Genomic DNA, 17,861 nt, shown 5'->3' with positions numbered 1-17,861 from the left:
GTATAAACAACTCCAGAAATAAAAAGTAATAAAATATGGGGTAATAATAACTTAGAATGAGAGGATAATTTTATGAAAATATTATATACTGAAAATTTATCAAAACATTATGGAAAAGGAGAAAGCTTAGTAAGAGCTTTGGATAATGTTAACCTAGAAATAAATGAAGGTGAATTTGTTGCAATAATAGGAAAATCAGGTTCTGGAAAAAGTACACTTTTACATATGATAGGAGGTCTTGATATATCTACATCTGGAAAGGTGTACATAGATAATAAAAACATATTTACATTAAAAGAAGAAGAACTTGCTGTATTTAGAAGAAGAAAAATAGGGTTTATATTTCAAAGCTATAATTTAATTCCATCTCTTAATGTATGGGAAAATGTAGTGTTACCAATCGGTCTAGATGGTAGAGAAGTAGATGAAAATTTTATAAAAGAACTTTTAAAATCATTGGGACTTGAAAATAAACACGACGTTTTACCAAATACATTATCAGGTGGTCAACAACAAAGGGTAGCAATAGCAAGAGCATTGGCTACAAGACCAGCTATAATACTTGCTGATGAACCAACTGGAAACCTAGACTCTAAAACATCTGATGAGGTTATGAGTATACTGAAGTCTATGTCTAAGAAATACAGTCAAACTTTAGTTATGATAACTCATGATGGCAGCATAGCTCAAATGGCTGATAGAGTTGTATTTATAGAGGATGGTAGGGTATCAAAGGTTGGTGATAAAAATGATTAATACTACTAAAATAGCAAAAAGTAATTTAAAGCAAAATAAATCAAAAAGTATTCTAATAATAATCACTATAATACTTTCAACTTTAATGCTTTCATCTATTGGGATTTATATTGTTGATGCAGGTGCATATCAAAAAGAAAATACTATAAAGTATTCAGGAAATTATCATGGTGTGTTGGCTAATGTAGGCGAAAAGCAAGTTAATATATTGAGAAATCATGCAGACATTGAATTGTCTGGTGAAATGAATGGAGTAGGTGTTGAAAAATTAGAAGATGATTCAAATATCTCTCTAGCATATATGAATGAAGATGCTTTAAAACTAAACAATTTCGAATTTATTAAAGGGAAATTGCCAATAAAAGAGAATGAAATTGTATTGGATAGTGGAGCTTTAAAGGCATTGGGTTATAATAATAAGAAGCTAGGTGAAAAAATAAAGATATCTTATGGTGACTATAAAAGCGATAAAAAGAATTGAAAAAGAGTTTATTATAACTGGAATTTTAAAAACTAGCGAAATATCTGAAGCGGGTAAATATTATAATGCTCTTATATCAGAAAAATATATGAAAAACACTAGAGATATGTCACAAGAAGATTTTAATATATATGTTAAATTAAAAGATAAAAGTGACTTGTCAATAGAACAAGCAAAAGAAAAATTAAATAAGATTGCTAATGATATAGGATTGGATACTGTTAATGTAGTTGTCAATGAAAATTATATAAATGCTTTAAAACCAGATATGGAAACAATTATGGGTGGATTTTTTGTAGGATTAGTAATTGTATTATCTAGTATTTTAGTAATATACAATATATTCTATATTTCAATAGTTACAAAAGTTCAAGAATTTGGGAAACTTAGAGCAATTGGTGCAACTAAAAAACAAATAAAAAATATAGTATTTAAAGAAGGATTTATATTAGCAGGAATATCAATACCAATAGGAATAATTTTAGGTTATGTGCTTGCAAACATTATAATAAAATCATTTATGAATATAGATGTAAAATCATCACAATTACCAGTTATATTATTGGTTGCAGTAATAAGTTTTATATCTGTTGTTTTATCACTTTTAAAACCAATGAAAGTGGCATCAAAAGTATCTATTGTTGATGCAGTAAGATATACTGGAAATAAAATAAGTAGCAAAAATAAGAGAAAAGGTTATAAAAATATAAATTTAAAGAGATTATCACATGCTAATTTAGAAAGAAATAAAAAGCGTACTTACATGACATTGGCATCACTTATACTTAGTGGAACTATATTTATAACTGTATCGACTTCCTTAGAAAGTTTTGATGCTGAGAAGATGGCAAGAGAACATTTTCCTTATGATATAGAAGTTAGACTTTCTGGTTATGAAATGGATAGTGATAAAAATCCTAAAAATAATTTGAATATTTTACAAATGAATAATCCTTTAGGTAAAGATTTTTTAAATCAAATAAAGGGAATAGAAGGAATTAAAAAAATAGAGTCTGCAAGAAGTGTAAAGATTGGTATGGAAGGTTATGATGTTGAATTTAAACATGACCTTTTGCAAAGTATAAACGAAAATGATGTAAAATCATTAAACAAGAATTTAGTAGATGGAAAAATAAATCTTGAAAGACTTCAAACTGGGGATGAAATAGTAATTACTCATATTGATACAGCAAAAGAAATGGGAGTAAAGGCAGGAGATAAAATAAAATTAACTCTATATGATGGAGATAAAGAGATAAAAAAAGAATTTAAGGTTCAAGCAATAGCTATGGGAGTTCCAAGTTTTGGTATAGGAAAAGATTTTATAGATAGAACTTTGAAATACGATTCAACAAGTAGTTTGGGAATATATACTGAAGAAGGGCAGTATCAAGAAGTAAAAGATAGTATAAAGAAAATTGCTAAATCTAATGGATTTTTAGAAACAGATTTTATAGATAGTAGAATTGAATCAAATAAGGCTACTATTTCATTTATAAAAATAATGGGATACACACTAACAGGTATAATAGGTGTGATTGGATTTATGAATCTTGTAAATACAATGATAACTAGCATAGTTACTAGAAAGAAAGAACTTGGCATGCTTCAAGCGATTGGTCTTACTAATAAACAATTGGTAAAAATGCTTAATTCAGAGGCGATATCTTATACTTCTGGAATGATGATAGGAAGTATTTTATTTGGGGGGATATTGGGATATATTGCCGTTATGGTTCTAAAAAAGACTGGATTATCTTATGCAACGTATTCTTTGCCAATAGTACCAATCCTACTGATGGTTATATGTATTTTTATAGCTCAATTTATAACAACTTATTTGATAGGACGAAGTTTTAATAAAGAATCTCTTATTGATAGAGTAAGATATAGTGAATAAAATATAAATATTTATGGTTGGTTTTTAGGTAATAAAAAAGGATATAATAAAGATAATTAAATAGATTGAAGTATAGTTACAGAGCAAACAATTTAAAATGATGTTTGCTCTGTATTTTATTGTGTAATCAAGAATATGTCTAATGGCTGATATTATTCATATTAGAAAATGTATTGGTACAATTCTAGAAAAATATAAAATTGTACCATATAAAATGAAAATTTTGTATAATAATTGTATAGAAAATAAAGAGGAGCTGATATATATGAACAATAAGATTAATTATGCACCAGGGCCAACAGAAACTAGGGAAAATGTAAGGTTAGCAAGAGCAGAAAAGACAACAAATCCAGATATAGATGTTGATTTTGTTGAGTTTTATAAAAAGACATGTGAAAAGTTTAGTAATATAGTTGGTACAAAAAATGATGTTTACATATTGAGTGGTGAAGGCATATTAGGACTTGAAGCAGCTTGTGCATCACTTACAGAAAAGGGAGACAGAGTGCTTGTAATTGATAATGGTATATATGGAGAGGGCTTTAAAGATTTTGTAACAATGTATGGTGGAGAATATGTGCTTTTTTCAAGTAAATATACAAAAAGTATAGATATTGATGAATTAAAAGCATTTTTAGATAAGGATAGTAATTTTAAGTATGCAACAGTGGTGCATTGTGATACTCCAACTGGTGTACTAAATGATGTAAGTAAAATATGCCCATTACTTAAGGAACATGGCATATTAACTGTAGTTGATTCTGTAGCAGGTATGGTAGGAGAAAGATTAAGTGTAGATGAATCTAAAATAGACATAATATTAGGTGGTTCACAAAAAGCTATTTCTGCACCAGCAGGACTTACTATAGTTGGGATAAGTCAGGATGCAAAAAATTGTATAAAAAATAGAAAAACTGATGTAATAGGTTTTTATTGTAATTTAAATATATGGGAAGGCTATTATGAAAAAAAATACTTCCCTTACACAATGCCAATAAGTGACATAATGGGGCTTGATAAAGCTTTTGATAATATATTAGAAGAGGGAATAGAAAACGTATTAAATAGACATGAAAAAATAGCTTATAGTGTTAGAAAAGCTATTGAGGAATATGGTCTAGAATTATTTTTAGAAGAAGGGTATTCTAACACAGTTACAGCTATAAAAATTCCTGAAAGTATAGGAGCTTTAAAGCTTACTGATTACATGTTTAAAAATTATAATACACTTGTTGCAACATCATTAAATCAATATATGGATACTATTTTAAGAATAGGTCATATGGGAGAGAATGCAAATCTAAATAAAATAGAACATGTACTAAATGTTTTGGATAAAAGTTTAAGTGCATTAGGATTCAAAGGAAATGGAAATTTGTTAAATTTATTTAATAAGTATTATTTTTAATAGATAGGGGGATATAGTATGGAAGTTACAGCTAAGCAAAAATTTACAACGAAAGACATGGTGGAAACCTCACTATTAATAGCATTAGTATTTATTGCAACTAAATTTATAAATATAAGATTACCAATATCTATAAATGGTGGGCTTGTGCATTTAGGAACTGCAATGTTGTTCATATCAGCAATAGTATTTGGAGGTAAAAAAGGTGCTTTATCAGGGGCTATTGGTATGTCACTTTTTGATTTGATATCTGGGTGGACTTTATGGGCACCGTTTACCTTTATAGTTAGAGGAGTTATGGGTTATTTACTTGGAAAGATTGCATGGGCAAATGGTAATAATGGGAATAATTTTTTAATCAATGTAATAGGAATATGTGTCTCATCAATTTGGATGCTATTTGGATATTATGTAACAGAAGTTATACTTTATGGTAATTTTATAGTACCTCTTACTTCAATACCAGGTAATTTAATGCAAGTATTGATAGGTCTTATAATAGCGCTTCCTATTTCTAAGGTATTGAAAAAATGTATAAAATAAATATAAAGTGAACTAAAATTTCATTCTATTCAATCTGGTTTTATTGATACGGAGCTTTTATATGATGAAAAGTCTCAAAAGTGGATTATGATACAACATTGGGAGTCTATAGAAGACTTAAAGAGTGCTTCTAGCAAAATGTTTAAAGAATTCTTTAGCTGAGAAATTTAGAAAAGCTTTAAAGACTCAAACTGTTAAGATGAATATAATACCACAAATTAAAAGTTGGAAATTATAGCACTGAATGTAAAAGATAGTTAAATAGTAATAAACTAAATTAGCCAAATAACATTTTGTATTTAAATTGTTATTTGGCTTTTAGTGTTTATTTTAATATGAGTGTTATTATATTGGGAAAACCAACTTTAAATACTACTATCTAAAAGCACTATTGCTGTACGAGAGGCAATAGGTATTTTAGAAGAAGGTGGAGTTGAGCTAAAGTATACATCATAATCTATTAAGTTTTCTTTTTTTGTGTTTCCTCCAAATTCTACCATATCAGTATTTAATATCATTTTGTAGTTTGTATTTTGAAACTTTGAAATATCAACTGATTGCATTAGATTAGGGTGGAAATTAAATATAAATAAATATTTGCCCTTACTGTACACCAAAATCTTTTTATCATTATCCATATGTATAAGTTCATGGCTATTTTGGATAAAAATATCACTGTATTTTGTAAGTTCAAGCATGGCTTTATCAAAATTTAATAATTGTTTATATTTTAAATTGTTATCCTCTGAAAGACTCCATTGTCTTCTGGCATACTTATAGCTCCAATTATTGCCTTCTCGTGGAAAATCAATCCATTCAGGATGCCCAAATTCATTTCCCATAAAATTTAGATACCCTTCACCAGCTAGAGAAAAAGTTATTAACTTAATTAGTTTAATCAGAGACATTGCTCTATTGATAACATGGTTATTTGAGTTTATTTCCATATTCCAGTACATTTCTTTGTCAGCTAACCAAAAAATAATTGTTTTATCGCCAACTAATGCTTGGTCATGAGATTCACAGTAGCCTATATTTTTTTCACTAGGACGTCTAGTAGTAAGCTCATACCACATTTTACCTAAATCCCAGTTTTCATCAGATAAGTTAGAAATAGTTTTTATCCAAAAATCAGGTACTCCCATTGAAAGTCTATAGTCAAATCCAATTCCGCCGTCTTTTATAGGGATACACATACCAGGCATTCCACTCATATCTTCTGCAATACTTATTGAATTAGGTTTAATTTCTTTTATTAATTCATTTGCAAATTGAAGATATGTTATGGCTTCAATATTTGTATTCATACTAAAATATTTTTCATAACTATCAAATGAAACTCCAAGACCATGGTTATGATATAACATTGAAGTTACACCATCAAACCTAAAGCCATCAAAATGGTACTCATCTAACCAAAATTTTATATTTGAAAGTAAAAAATGTATTACCTCTGGTTTACCATAGTTAAAGAGTTTTGTACCCCAAGCAGGATGATTTCCCTTTGAACCTGAGTGGAAAAACTGATGTTCACTTCCATCAAACTCATTTATTCCCTCTAAAGTATTCTTTACAGCATGAGAGTGAACTAAATCTAATAAAACAGCAATCCCCATTGAATGAGCAGTATTTATGAGATTTTTTAAGTCTTCAGGAGTACCAAACCTAGAGGAGATTGCATAAAAATTTGAAACTTGGTATCCAAAAGATGCATAATATGGATGCTCCATAATAGCCATAAGCTGAATAGTATTGTAGCCAGCTTTTTTTATCTTAGGAAGTATATTTTCAGTAAATTCATTATAAGTTCCAATAGATTCGCTTTCAGTAGACATACCTATATGACATTCATAGATTAGTGGAGAAGTTATGTTTTTTAAGTCAAATTCACTGTCAGTCCAGATAAATGAAGTATTTGGTTGCCATATTTGTCCATTAAATCCACAAAAATCTTTTTGAATTACTCTTTTTATATATAGTGGTATGCGGTCAAATGTTTTTCCGTTTGCAGTGACTTGTACCTTTACCTCTGATTTGTGAGGTAAGCTATCTTTACCAGGAATAAATATTTCCCAATTGTCAGAACTCACTTTTTTTAGAAGATGAGATTTTCTGTTCCAATTATTAAAGTCTCCAATTAATGATAAGCTGTCTGCATTTGGAGCCCATTCTCTATAAAACCATCCATCATTTGTTTGATGAAAGCCATAGTAAAGATGGGCATTTGCAAAAGAACTAAAATCTTTATAGTTGGTTAATATTTTTGCTTTCATATCTTCATAATGCTTCATTCGATTTTTTATATCAGATTCAAATGGTTGTAGGTATACATCAATATCTAAAATTTTAAATCTTCTTTGACTTTTCATTTTATTTCTCCTCCATAATAAATATTATATCTAAAAATAATATTTATCTCATACTATCTTCTCTATATAATTGATATATATTATATAATCCTAATAAAAAGCTTAAACCACCGATAATTAATTTCATAATTTACCTCCTTGGTATCTATACTTATATATCGTATTCATCAAAATTTAAAAGTTTATTTAAAACTCTTTTAATAATATCATAATCAAAGCCTTTATAGGAAAGATGTTGAGAAATTTTTTGATATATTTTCTTTTTATCTTCATTCTTTACTCTTTCATACCTTTTTTTTGCTAGATACATAGCATTTTCAAATTCAGTATCCTTATCTAATTCAGATACTGCTTCATCAATTGTACTTCTATTGATACCTTTATTGTATAGATTTTGCTTAATTCTGTTTTTGCCACATTTATTTAAGTTAACATTTGTGTTAACTATTTTTTGGGCTAGTACACTATCATTTACTAGATTATAATTTTTAAGAAAATCTATAACCCTCTCAATTATGTTCTCATCAAATTCTGATGCTAACTTTTCTTTTATTTTTTTTTCAGACTGGTCAGCATGAGATAAAATATTTAGTGCCTTATTTTTAGCTTTTATATACATTTCATCATCTAAAATGGGTTTTAATTCCTCTTCATTTATTTCATTCCCTTTTTTTAGATTAAATGTATAAACAAGTTCTTTAAATATAGCAATAAAAAATTTATCGTCTACATAAATATTAACTCTATCATCATTTCTTTTTTGTTGTTCTATTTTCGTAATTATGCCCATAAATCCTCCCTTTTTGTATGTAATTATATTAACAAAAACAACTAATAAAATTTAATAAAAAACTTATATTTATATGTTATATTTTATCAAAATTAAGACAAAATAGTAAAAAGTTATTTTTATTAAAAAGTAAAGTGAAACCATGTTAAATAATTATTTTTTAAAGCATTTTTTAGCGTATAAATATAATTATATACCCAAAAAAACAAATTATAAGCTTTAAGAAATAAAAAATAATGGTACAATAGTATTATAACATTAAAAGGAGACAAAATATGAGAAGTGAAAATCTAGTTAAGAAGGCAGAGTTGAAAAATACTGAAAAACTAGAGAAATTTAATCGCCATAAAGGCAAAATCAAAATAGGTATATTGGGAGGTACTTTTGACCCTATACACTATGCTCATTTAGCAACAGCAGAATTTATTAGAGACAAGTATGACATTGACAAAATTATCTTTATACCATCAGGAAATCCACCACATAAATTATGTATCACTACAGACAAGTATGATAGATATAATATGACACTTCTAGCAACTGAAAGCAACGAAGATTTTTTAGTTTCAAAAGTAGAAATCGAAAGAAAAAAAAGGACTTATACAATAGATACATTAAAATACTTAAAGAAGAAATACAAAAATGCAGACATTTATTTTATAACAGGTGCAGATGCTATTTGTAGTGTTGAAGAGTGGAAAGATGTAAAGAAAAACTTTGAGTTAGCTACTTTTATAGCTGCTACTAGACCAGGAATTAGCTTGTTAAGGTCACAAGAGACTATAGAAAAACTAACTAAGAAGTATAATGCTGACATTATAACAGTTTATGTTCCATCACTGGATATATCGTCCACATATATAAGGGAACAGCTAAATGAAGGCAAGTCAATACGTTACTTAGTACCCGAAAATGTAGAGAATTATTTATATGAAAATAAACTATATCAATATGGAGATGATTAAATGAACTTAGAAAATATTAACCAGAGATTAAATCAAATGCTACCAGTGGGGAGGCTTAGCCATTCAAAAAATGTTGCAAAATGCGCTGAAAAATTATGTGAGATTTATGGATGTGACAAGGAAAAAGCGTATTTAGCAGGAATGATTCATGATTGTGCAAAGTATTTAAGTGACAAGGAAATAGAGGATTATGTCAATAAGTATGAAATATATTTAGACCCAATAGAGGATGGAAATCGCTCCTTATCTCATAGTGTAATTGGGGCATACATATGTGAGTATGAGTTTGAAGTAGAAGATGAAGATATTATAAATGCAATTAAATACCATACAACAGGAAGAGAGGATATGTCTCTTTTAGAAAAAATAATTTACATAGCTGACTTAATTGAAGAAGGAAGAAAATTTCCAGTTGTAGATACATTAAGAGAATTAGCTTATGGAGGTAAGCTTGATGAAGCACTTTTAACTTCTTTTAATAATACTTTAATATTTGTCATCAATAAAAAAGAAGAGATACATCCAAGAACAGTTATGGCAAGAAACTATCTAATTAAAGAAAAGTTATTATAAAAAAACTACATAAAGGCAAACATATTAATAAATTTAAAGTTAACTATGTTACAAAATTGTATTAATATGTTACAATAACTAGGTGTATTTTAATTAGGAAAGTGAGGAATTTTTATATGACAGTGGAACAAATGACAAAAATAGCATATGATGCCATAGAAGATAAACTTGGTCAAGATACAGTTATAATAAATATAGGAAAAGTTTCTAGTTTGTGTGATTATTTTATTATTACTACAGCATCTTCTCAGAGACAGGTAAAAGCTATTGCTGATAATGTGGAAGATGAATTAGCAAAACTAGGATTAGAGCCAAGAGGTAAAGAAGGACAAGGAACTCAAACTTGGGTACTTCTTGATTATGGAGACATAATGGTTCATGTATTTAATGAGGAAAATAGAGGATTTTATAATTTAGAAAAATTATGGAAAGATGCACCTTATATAGATATTGACACATTAGCATAAACATGATAATATATGTTATTATAATTAGAAAATTTAAAAAATTATATTAAATTGAATAGACTAGAGCAGTAAAAGATTATATTTTTTCAGAGAGTTAGTGGAAGGTGAGAACTAATATTATATAACTTTGAACTTACTAGATTGAAATCTATTCTCCATAGCTGGATTAAAAGCTATCTAAGAGAGTCTATATAAAGTAGGCTAATTAGGGTGGTACCGCGAAGATTTATCCTCGTCCCTAAACGCAAGTTTAGTGACGAGGATTTTTTATTTTCAAAGAATTATTTGGAAATTATAAGTAAATAATACTAAATAAGGTAGTTGTACACAACTAAAAATAGGAGGTAAAATATGAGCGTATATAATTTTAAAGAAGTAGAATCGAAATGGCAAAAAATTTGGAAAGACAATAACCAATATAAAATGGATACTGCACAAACTGAAAAACCTAATTATTATACATTAGAAATGTTCCCTTATCCATCTGGAAAGATACACATGGGACATGTTAGAAACTATTCTATAGGTGATGTTGTCGCAAGATTCAAAAAGATGGAAGGATATAATGTACTTCATCCAATGGGATGGGATTCTTTTGGTTTGCCAGCTGAAAATGCAGCTATAAAACATGGAATACATCCACACAAATGGACAATGGAAAATATAGAAGAAATGAAAGAGCAATTAAATTTATTAGGTCTTAGTTATGATTGGGATAAAGAAGTAGCGACTTCAACTCCAGAATACTATAGATTCACTCAAGAAATATTTTTGAAGTTTTTAGAGCATGGACTTGCATATAAAAAGAAATCTTATGTTAATTGGTGTCCTTCTTGTGAAACTGTTCTTGCAAATGAGCAAGTTGTTCAAGGAGCATGTGAAAGATGTAAAGCAACAGTATTAAAGAAAGACTTAGAGCAATGGTATTTTAAGACTACTGAATTTGCAGAAGAATTACTTAATGATTTAGATACATTAGATGGATGGCCAGAAAAGGTTAAAATAATGCAAAAAAACTGGATAGGTAAAAGTACAGGAGCAGATTTAGTTTTTGATATAGATGGAACTGATAAATCTATGACAGTATTTACAACTAGACCAGATACAACTTATGGAGTTACTTATATGGTACTTGCTCCAGAGCATGAGTTAGTTAAAGAGTTGGTTGCTGGTACTGAATATGAAGCAGATGTCGAAGCTTTTGTTCAAAAAATGCACACTATGACAGAAATAGAAAGAACAGCAGCTGATGTAGAAAAGGAAGGAATGTTTATAGGTAGATATGTTATAAATCCTTTAAATGGTAAGAAAGTTCCTCTATGGATAGCTAACTATGTATTAGTTGAGTATGGAACAGGTGCTATAATGGCAGTTCCTGCACATGATGAAAGAGATAGAGATTTTGCTGAAAAATACAATTTAGAAATAATAGATGTAATAACAGAAGATAACAAAATGATAAATTCAGAAGAGTTTAATGGATTAGATGCTTCAGAAGGATTTGAAGGAATAATAGATAAGTTAGAAAAAGAAGGTAGAGGAAAGAGAACTATTAATTATAGATTAAGAGACTGGTTAGTTTCAAGACAAAGATATTGGGGTTGTCCTATACCTGTAGTTTATTGTGATGAATGTGGAATAGTTCCAGTTAAGAAAGAAGATTTACCAGTTCTTTTACCAACAGATGTTGAATTTACTGGAAAAGGGGAATCTCCACTTACTACTTCAAAGCAATTTATGTCAACAACTTGTCCTCACTGTGGAAAGCCAGCTAGAAGGGAAGTTGATACTATGGATACATTCGTTGATTCTTCTTGGTATTTCTTAAGATATGTAGATAGCAATAATGAAAATGAACCATTTAGTAAGGTACTAGTTAATAGATGGCATCCAGTAGACCAATATATAGGTGGAGTAGAACATGCTATAATGCATTTACTTTATGCAAGATGGTTTGTAAAAGCATTTAAGAGTATGGGAATGGTAGACTTCAATGAGCCATTTAAAAACTTACTTACTCAAGGAATGGTACTTATGGATGGTTCTAAAATGAGTAAGTCTAAAGGGAATACAGTATCTCCTATGGATATAATAGATGAGTATGGAGCAGATACTGCAAGACTTTTCGTATTATTTGCAGCACCACCAGAAAGAGATTTAGACTGGTCAGAGCAAGGTGTTGATGGATGCTTTAGATTCTTAAATAGGGTTTATAGATTGGTTGACGAGTTAGCAGATGTGGTTAAAAAGGATGTAGAGTTTGGAGAATTAAATTCTCAAGATAAAGATATGAGATATACCATACATTCTACACTTAAAAAAGTTACTGCTGATTTAAGTGAAAAATTCGGATTTAATACTGCGATATCAGCTCTTATGGAATTAATAAATGATATGTATAAATATAAAGAGTTAGATAATATAAACGAAGCAGTTATAAAAGAGGGTGTACAAACTATAGTAACTATAATTGCACCATTTGCACCTCATTTAGGTGAAGAATTATGGACTATGATAGGTAAAGAAGGAAGTGTATTTGATATAGATTGGCCTAAATACGACGAAAAAGCCTTAGTAAAAGATGAAATAGAAGTTGTTGTACAAGTTAATGGAAAAGTTAGAGGAAAATTAACTGTTAACTCAAATATATCTAAAGAAGAGATGGAAAAGGTAGCTTTAGAAGATGAAAAAATAAAAGGATTAGTTGAAGGTAAAACTATAGTTAAAGTTGTAGCTGTACCTAAAAAATTAGTCAATGTAGTTGTTAAATAGCTAAAAAATATGAATAAAAATATAAAGCTATAAAATAAATAAGGCTGTCTCAAAATAGAGATAAGCCTTTTTTCATTGTTGAAATTATGAAAATAGATTTGATTTCATACAAAAAAGAGTGCCTCATGAACTAAAAAGTTCATTCTTAGACACTCTCATTGTTGTTTTAAACATTATTATAATTAACAATAGATTCCTTTTTCAAAGAAATCTTTGATTTCATCAAGATTATCAGTTTTTCCAAGTGCTAATATAAGTTTTATTCTAGCTTTTTGACCTGGAAGGTCTCCACCAAATATACATCCAAGATTTTTTAAGTCTCTACCAGAACCAAAGTAACCATAACTATCAAACACTCTACCTGAATGACATCTAGAAACTATAACAACAGGAAGTCCTTTTTCTCTAGCATATTCAACTCCAGAAAGCATTTGTGGAGGAATATTACCTCTACCCATTGCTTCAATAACTATACCTTTATAGCCACTATCAACAGCAAATCTTATAAAGTCAGCATTTTCTCCTACATATGCCTTAAATAAAGCAACTTTAGATTCTACTTTATCCGTGTCTATAATTGTTCTATTTACAATATCTCTTGTAAGGACAAGTTCATTGCAGTCAATTATCCCTAATGGTCCACTAGTTAAAGATTTAAATGTATTTAAAGAAAGAGTATTTGTTTTAGTGGCTTCAGAAGCTAATAATACTTCATTATTTAAAACTACAAGGACTCCTTTTCCCATAGCATCTTTGGATACAGCAGTACAAACTGATGCAGATAAATTACTTGAACCATCATATCCAAGTTCAGAGCTACTTCTCATAGCACCTGTGACTATTACCGGTTTTATGTTGTCAATTGTAAGGTCTAGAAAATAAGCTGTTTCCTCTAAACTATCTGTACCATGTGTTATTACAACTCCTGTAATATCTTTTCTTGCTAATAAATCATTTACATAATTTTTCAATTCCATCATTCTATAAGGTGTTATATGAGGTCCTGGAATTTCATCAAAGTTAAAAACTTCAACGTCTGCAACTTTATCAATATTGGTAACCATTGATAATATTTGTTCACCTGATAAAGTTGGTATAGCAGCTCCTACCTTATCATCTACTGTCATAGATATAGTTCCACCAGTAAAAACTATGGCAACTTTTTTCTTAATACTCATACTATTCTCTGCCTTTCATAAATAAAATTTATAATTCCGATAGGATTATATCAAAAAAAGTAGTTAAGGTCTACATAAATTCTTTTATTCATATAATTTAGATATTTCAGTGTAATATAATTATTTTTTTATTTTTTGCCATTCAGCAATATAACCATTTAGTATTTCCCTTATAGCTTTTCCTATCTTAGTGTAAGCTTCATCATATAGATTTGCTAGAGATATCCTAATTGACCATTCAGGGCCATAAAATCCATTTCCACTAAGTAATACTACTGAATAGTCATTAGCTAATTTATAAAGGACATCTACTGGAGAGGCATTCTTACTTATAAATTTAAATAAATCTTCTCCATAGTTTAATTTAGCCCATTCTTCAATATCAAACTGAGTATAATATGCAGCATTGTTTTTATTTTCGTTAATTGGAAGCTCTAAAGCTTCAAACAATAGTTTTTGACGTCTGTGACAGATACTCATATTAAGTTTTTTATAAGCGTCAACTTTGTCAATCAATGCAAAGGCAGAGAAAAACGCCATTTGTACTTGCTGTGGAGTAGAAAGACCAGCAGTATGGTTAAGAGCAACAAGTCTACTATCAGCAACAACTCTTTCCATAAATGAAAGACTAGAAGGATTAAGACTCATATCACTGTAGCGCTTATCAACTGATTTTTTTAGCTCTCCTGTTAAATCATTTATTTTTTTATCAAAAACATTCTTCTTATGAAGTGCAAATGTGCCAAGTCTCCATCCTGTAACTCCAAAATATTTTGAATAAGAATAAACTCCGACAGTATTGTAAGGTAATTTTGACATCAATGATGAAAAGTCTTCTACAAAAGTTCCATAGACATCATCTGATATTATCATTAAATCTTTATTATAATTTTCAATTACATCTATTAGATTATTACAAGATGTCTCATCCATAGCTATAGAAGCAGGATTATTAGGATTAACAACGAATAAAGCTTTAATGGACTTGTCACGAAGTTTCTCTAATTCTTTTTTTGTATACTGCCATGTGTGAGCACCTTTTTCATCAACTTCATTAGCATTTATATTTACAACTTTAAAGTCATAACGAGGAAGATTAGGTATTTCAAGATAAGGTGTAAATATAGGAGTCATCAAGGCTATAGTATCTCCTTTTTTTAGAAGTTCATTTGCCATCAATGAATCAAATATATAACACATAGCAGCTGTAGCACCTTCAACAGCAAAAATCTCTACATCACCATATTTACCTGATATATCGTATTTCATTTCTTGAACTAGGTAATCGTGTACTATTTTTTCCATATGAGGTAACATTCTATCTGGAAGTGGATAATTATCACCAATAATTCCATCAGCTAGTTCATGAACAAACTCATCTCCATCAAATCCAAGTTCATTTATACCAAAGTTTATAATATCTCTAGCTAAGTATGCTCCAGGCATATCTATATTTTCATTTATAAATTTAAAAAATCTTTCTTTAATACCTTTTTTTTGAGGCATTCCAGCTAAGTGACCTAAATCCCAATTAGAACGAGTTTCAGTAATGGCAAAATGACCAAAAGTAAAAAAGGCTTCCCTAGCAGTTGAACAAGTCCAGTTTGGATTTCCGCGACCTGCATCAAGTAATTCCCTATTATTTTCTTTTGCAGTGTATTTTGCAATATCTATTAATTTGTCCTTAAATTCAAAAGGGCTTATTTTTCCATATATGTTTTTGATTTCTTTATAAGTATGATTTTTCATGTTAAATTCCTCCTTATGTAATAAGTTTCACATTTTTATAACAAAATAAACAAGTTAGCAAAATGATTATACTTTAATTATAGTAGGTTTATAGAAAAAGTAAAGTATAAAATTAAAATAATAATGCTATTTAACCTTATTAATTATACGTTAAAATAAAAAATACCTTTTAATAAAAAATGATTGTTATACAAAATAAATCTTTGATTTAATTAATACTTTGGTTTTTTTATTATATTTTATTACAAATGTATAGTTTTCTAACTTTGAATAAAAATAAAGTAAAACTTTCTTTTATATTGAAGTTGTTTAATAAGACATATTTTATACTACTTTGTTAACTTTAATAATATTAAATAAAGTTAAAAAAACAGTTTTTAAGTGAATAAAATAATATAAAATACAAATTTTAATAAAAATAGTAAAGGATATATTGTTATTTTGATAAAAATGTAAAAAATATTTTTAAATTATCATTTAATGTAATTTAAATGAATTGAAGACGTATGTTTATTGTATTCAATTGTTGTATTTTTAGTTTTTTTGTGATTAATTAAAAAATTATAAAAATCGTTTACATGTTGATTTTTAAAAAAAAAAGATATAGAATTATATAGAAAGTAATAAACAAAAATTGGATTTACGGGAGTGGAATAAAATGATAAATGTTACCTTAACAGATGTGAAAGAAGCTAGAGAGACCATCAAGAACATAGTAAAAAGAACTGACTTACTTGAAAGCGTTAAACTTAGTGAAAAGACAGGAGCAAATGTGTTTTACAAATGTGAGAATCTTCAAAAAACAGGTTCTTTTAAATTAAGAGGAGCTTGTAACAAAATAGCAAGTTTAACAGATGAAGAAAAGGCAAATGGAGTTATAGCTTCAAGTGCAGGAAATCATGCTCAAGGTGTTGCATTAGGAGCAAAAATGACTGGTATAAAATCTACAATAGTAATGCCAGCAACTGCACCTTTAGCAAAAGTTAGTGCAACTAAAGGTTATGGAGCAGAAGTAGTTTTAAATGGTGCGGTTTATGATGATGCATATGCAAAAGCTGTTGAAATACAAAAAGAAACAGGAGCAACTTTCTTACATCCATTCAATGATAAATATGTTATAGCAGGACAAGGAACTATATCTCTTGAGATTTTCGAACAACTAGACAATAAAGTTGATACTATACTATGCCCAGTTGGTGGTGGAGGAATCATCTCTGGTGTTGCTGTTGCAGCAAAAGCATTAAATCCTAATGTAAAAATAGTTGGTGTTCAAACTGCAAATATACCTTCAATGAAAGAGTCAATAAAAAATGGAAAAGTAACAACAGCATTTAATGATACTACAATAGCTGATGGTATAGCTGTTAAAACTCCAGGAGATTTAACTTTTGAAATAATAAATGAATTAGTTGATGAAATAGTAGTGGTTGAAGAAACAGAAATTGCAGAATCAATATTATTTATGATGGAAAGTCAAAAAATAGTTTCAGAAGGTGCTGGTGCTGTATGTACAGCTGCTATATTAAGTGGTAAGTATGTACCAGCAAAAGATGAAAATGTAGTTTGTATAATATCTGGTGGTAATATAGACATAAATTCATTATATAGAATAATAGGTGTTGCTTTAGCTAAAGAAGGAAGAAGATATTCATTTAGTACAATTATGGAAGATAAGCCAGGAAACTTTGCTGAACTAACTAGAATAATAAGCGAGAATGGTGGAAATATTTTAAGTGCTAATCAAGGTAAATTATCAGCAGGGGAAGCTCTAGGAAAACAAAGTGCGGAATTTATATTAGAGACAATAGATTATGACCATATAGCTAAAATAAAGAAAGCTATAGAAGAAAAAGGTTTTAAAATTATAGAATTATAATAAAAAGTGTATATAATATATAATAAAAATAGTA

Annotated in this window: 14 protein-coding genes; 10 read left to right on the top strand and 4 right to left on the bottom strand. The window is 28.7% G+C overall.

Features of this window, described 5'->3' with window-relative positions:
* Positions 1 to 72 precede the first annotated feature (72 nt).
* The 5 genes from KGF39_RS02740 (at position 73) to KGF39_RS02720 (ending at position 5,088) form a co-directional block, all read left to right on the top strand.
* Positions 73 to 756: an ABC transporter ATP-binding protein gene (locus KGF39_RS02740; protein WP_227821098.1), complete on the top strand. Its 684-nt coding sequence runs from the start codon at positions 73 to 75 to the stop codon at positions 754 to 756.
* The gene (locus KGF39_RS02735; RefSeq protein ID WP_227821097.1) at positions 749 to 1,237 is read left to right on the top strand and encodes a hypothetical protein; all 489 of its coding nucleotides are present in this window, start codon (positions 749 to 751) and stop codon (positions 1,235 to 1,237) included. Before KGF39_RS02740 ends, KGF39_RS02735 begins: the two co-directional genes overlap by 8 nt.
* A complete protein-coding gene (locus KGF39_RS02730) occupies positions 1,206 to 3,137 on the top strand; it encodes an FtsX-like permease family protein (RefSeq protein ID WP_227821096.1) in 1,932 nt (643 codons plus the stop codon). The genes KGF39_RS02735 and KGF39_RS02730 overlap by 32 nt, the downstream gene beginning before the upstream one ends.
* 265 nt (positions 3,138 to 3,402) lie before the next feature.
* Entirely contained in the window at positions 3,403 to 4,545 is a 1,143-nt protein-coding gene (locus KGF39_RS02725; RefSeq protein ID WP_227821095.1) for a pyridoxal-phosphate-dependent aminotransferase family protein, read from the top strand.
* Positions 4,546 to 4,563: 18 nt separating this feature from the next.
* Positions 4,564 to 5,088, top strand: coding sequence for an ECF transporter S component (locus KGF39_RS02720; protein ID WP_009903232.1), 525 nt, complete (start codon positions 4,564 to 4,566; stop codon positions 5,086 to 5,088).
* Positions 5,089 to 5,453: 365 nt separating this feature from the next.
* On the opposite strand, the gene KGF39_RS02715 is transcribed toward KGF39_RS02720, so the two are convergent.
* On the bottom strand, positions 5,454 to 7,457 hold the full coding sequence (locus KGF39_RS02715; RefSeq protein WP_227821094.1) for an alpha-amylase family glycosyl hydrolase: 2,004 nt from the start codon (positions 7,455 to 7,457) through the stop codon (positions 5,454 to 5,456).
* Between the two features lie 151 nt (positions 7,458 to 7,608).
* On the bottom strand, positions 7,609 to 8,247 hold the full coding sequence (gene recX / locus KGF39_RS02710; protein WP_054274517.1) for a recombination regulator RecX: 639 nt from the start codon (positions 8,245 to 8,247) through the stop codon (positions 7,609 to 7,611).
* Positions 8,248 to 8,522: 275 nt separating this feature from the next.
* Between recX and nadD the strand changes: the two genes are divergently transcribed.
* The 4 genes from nadD (at position 8,523) to leuS (ending at position 13,024) form a co-directional block, all read left to right on the top strand.
* On the top strand, positions 8,523 to 9,212 hold the full coding sequence (nadD, locus tag KGF39_RS02705) for a nicotinate-nucleotide adenylyltransferase (protein WP_227821093.1): 690 nt from the start codon (positions 8,523 to 8,525) through the stop codon (positions 9,210 to 9,212).
* Positions 9,213 to 9,785, top strand: a complete 573-nt coding sequence (yqeK, locus tag KGF39_RS02700) for a bis(5'-nucleosyl)-tetraphosphatase (symmetrical) YqeK (protein ID WP_054274516.1) — start codon at positions 9,213 to 9,215, stop codon at positions 9,783 to 9,785. It begins immediately after the preceding gene.
* 116 nt (positions 9,786 to 9,901) lie between these two features.
* Positions 9,902 to 10,252 carry a ribosome silencing factor gene (rsfS, locus tag KGF39_RS02695; RefSeq protein ID WP_003416416.1) on the top strand — a complete coding sequence of 117 codons (351 nt, stop codon included), beginning with the start codon at positions 9,902 to 9,904 and terminating at the stop codon, positions 10,250 to 10,252.
* A 351-nt stretch (positions 10,253 to 10,603) separates the two neighbouring features.
* Positions 10,604 to 13,024, top strand: coding sequence for a leucine--tRNA ligase (gene leuS / locus KGF39_RS02690; protein WP_227821092.1), 2,421 nt, complete (start codon positions 10,604 to 10,606; stop codon positions 13,022 to 13,024).
* 182 nt (positions 13,025 to 13,206) lie between these two features.
* Here the strand turns inward: leuS and KGF39_RS02685 are convergent, their stop codons facing one another.
* Positions 13,207 to 14,202, bottom strand: coding sequence for an asparaginase (locus tag KGF39_RS02685; protein WP_003431031.1), 996 nt, complete (start codon positions 14,200 to 14,202; stop codon positions 13,207 to 13,209).
* Between the two features lie 120 nt (positions 14,203 to 14,322).
* Positions 14,323 to 15,951 (bottom strand): aspartate 4-decarboxylase, encoded by a 1,629-nt coding sequence (gene aspD / locus KGF39_RS02680; RefSeq protein ID WP_054274513.1) that lies wholly within the window; start codon positions 15,949 to 15,951, stop codon positions 14,323 to 14,325.
* A 658-nt stretch (positions 15,952 to 16,609) separates the two neighbouring features.
* Between aspD and ilvA the strand changes: the two genes are divergently transcribed.
* Positions 16,610 to 17,827, top strand: a complete 1,218-nt coding sequence (ilvA, locus tag KGF39_RS02675; protein WP_227821091.1) for a threonine ammonia-lyase — start codon at positions 16,610 to 16,612, stop codon at positions 17,825 to 17,827.
* Positions 17,828 to 17,861 lie beyond the last annotated feature (34 nt).

The organism is Clostridioides sp. ZZV14-6345 (genome assembly GCF_020657775.1).
GTDB lineage: Bacteria > Bacillota > Clostridia > Peptostreptococcales > Peptostreptococcaceae > Clostridioides > Clostridioides difficile_D.
This window is presented reverse-complemented; position numbering and strand designations above follow the sequence as displayed.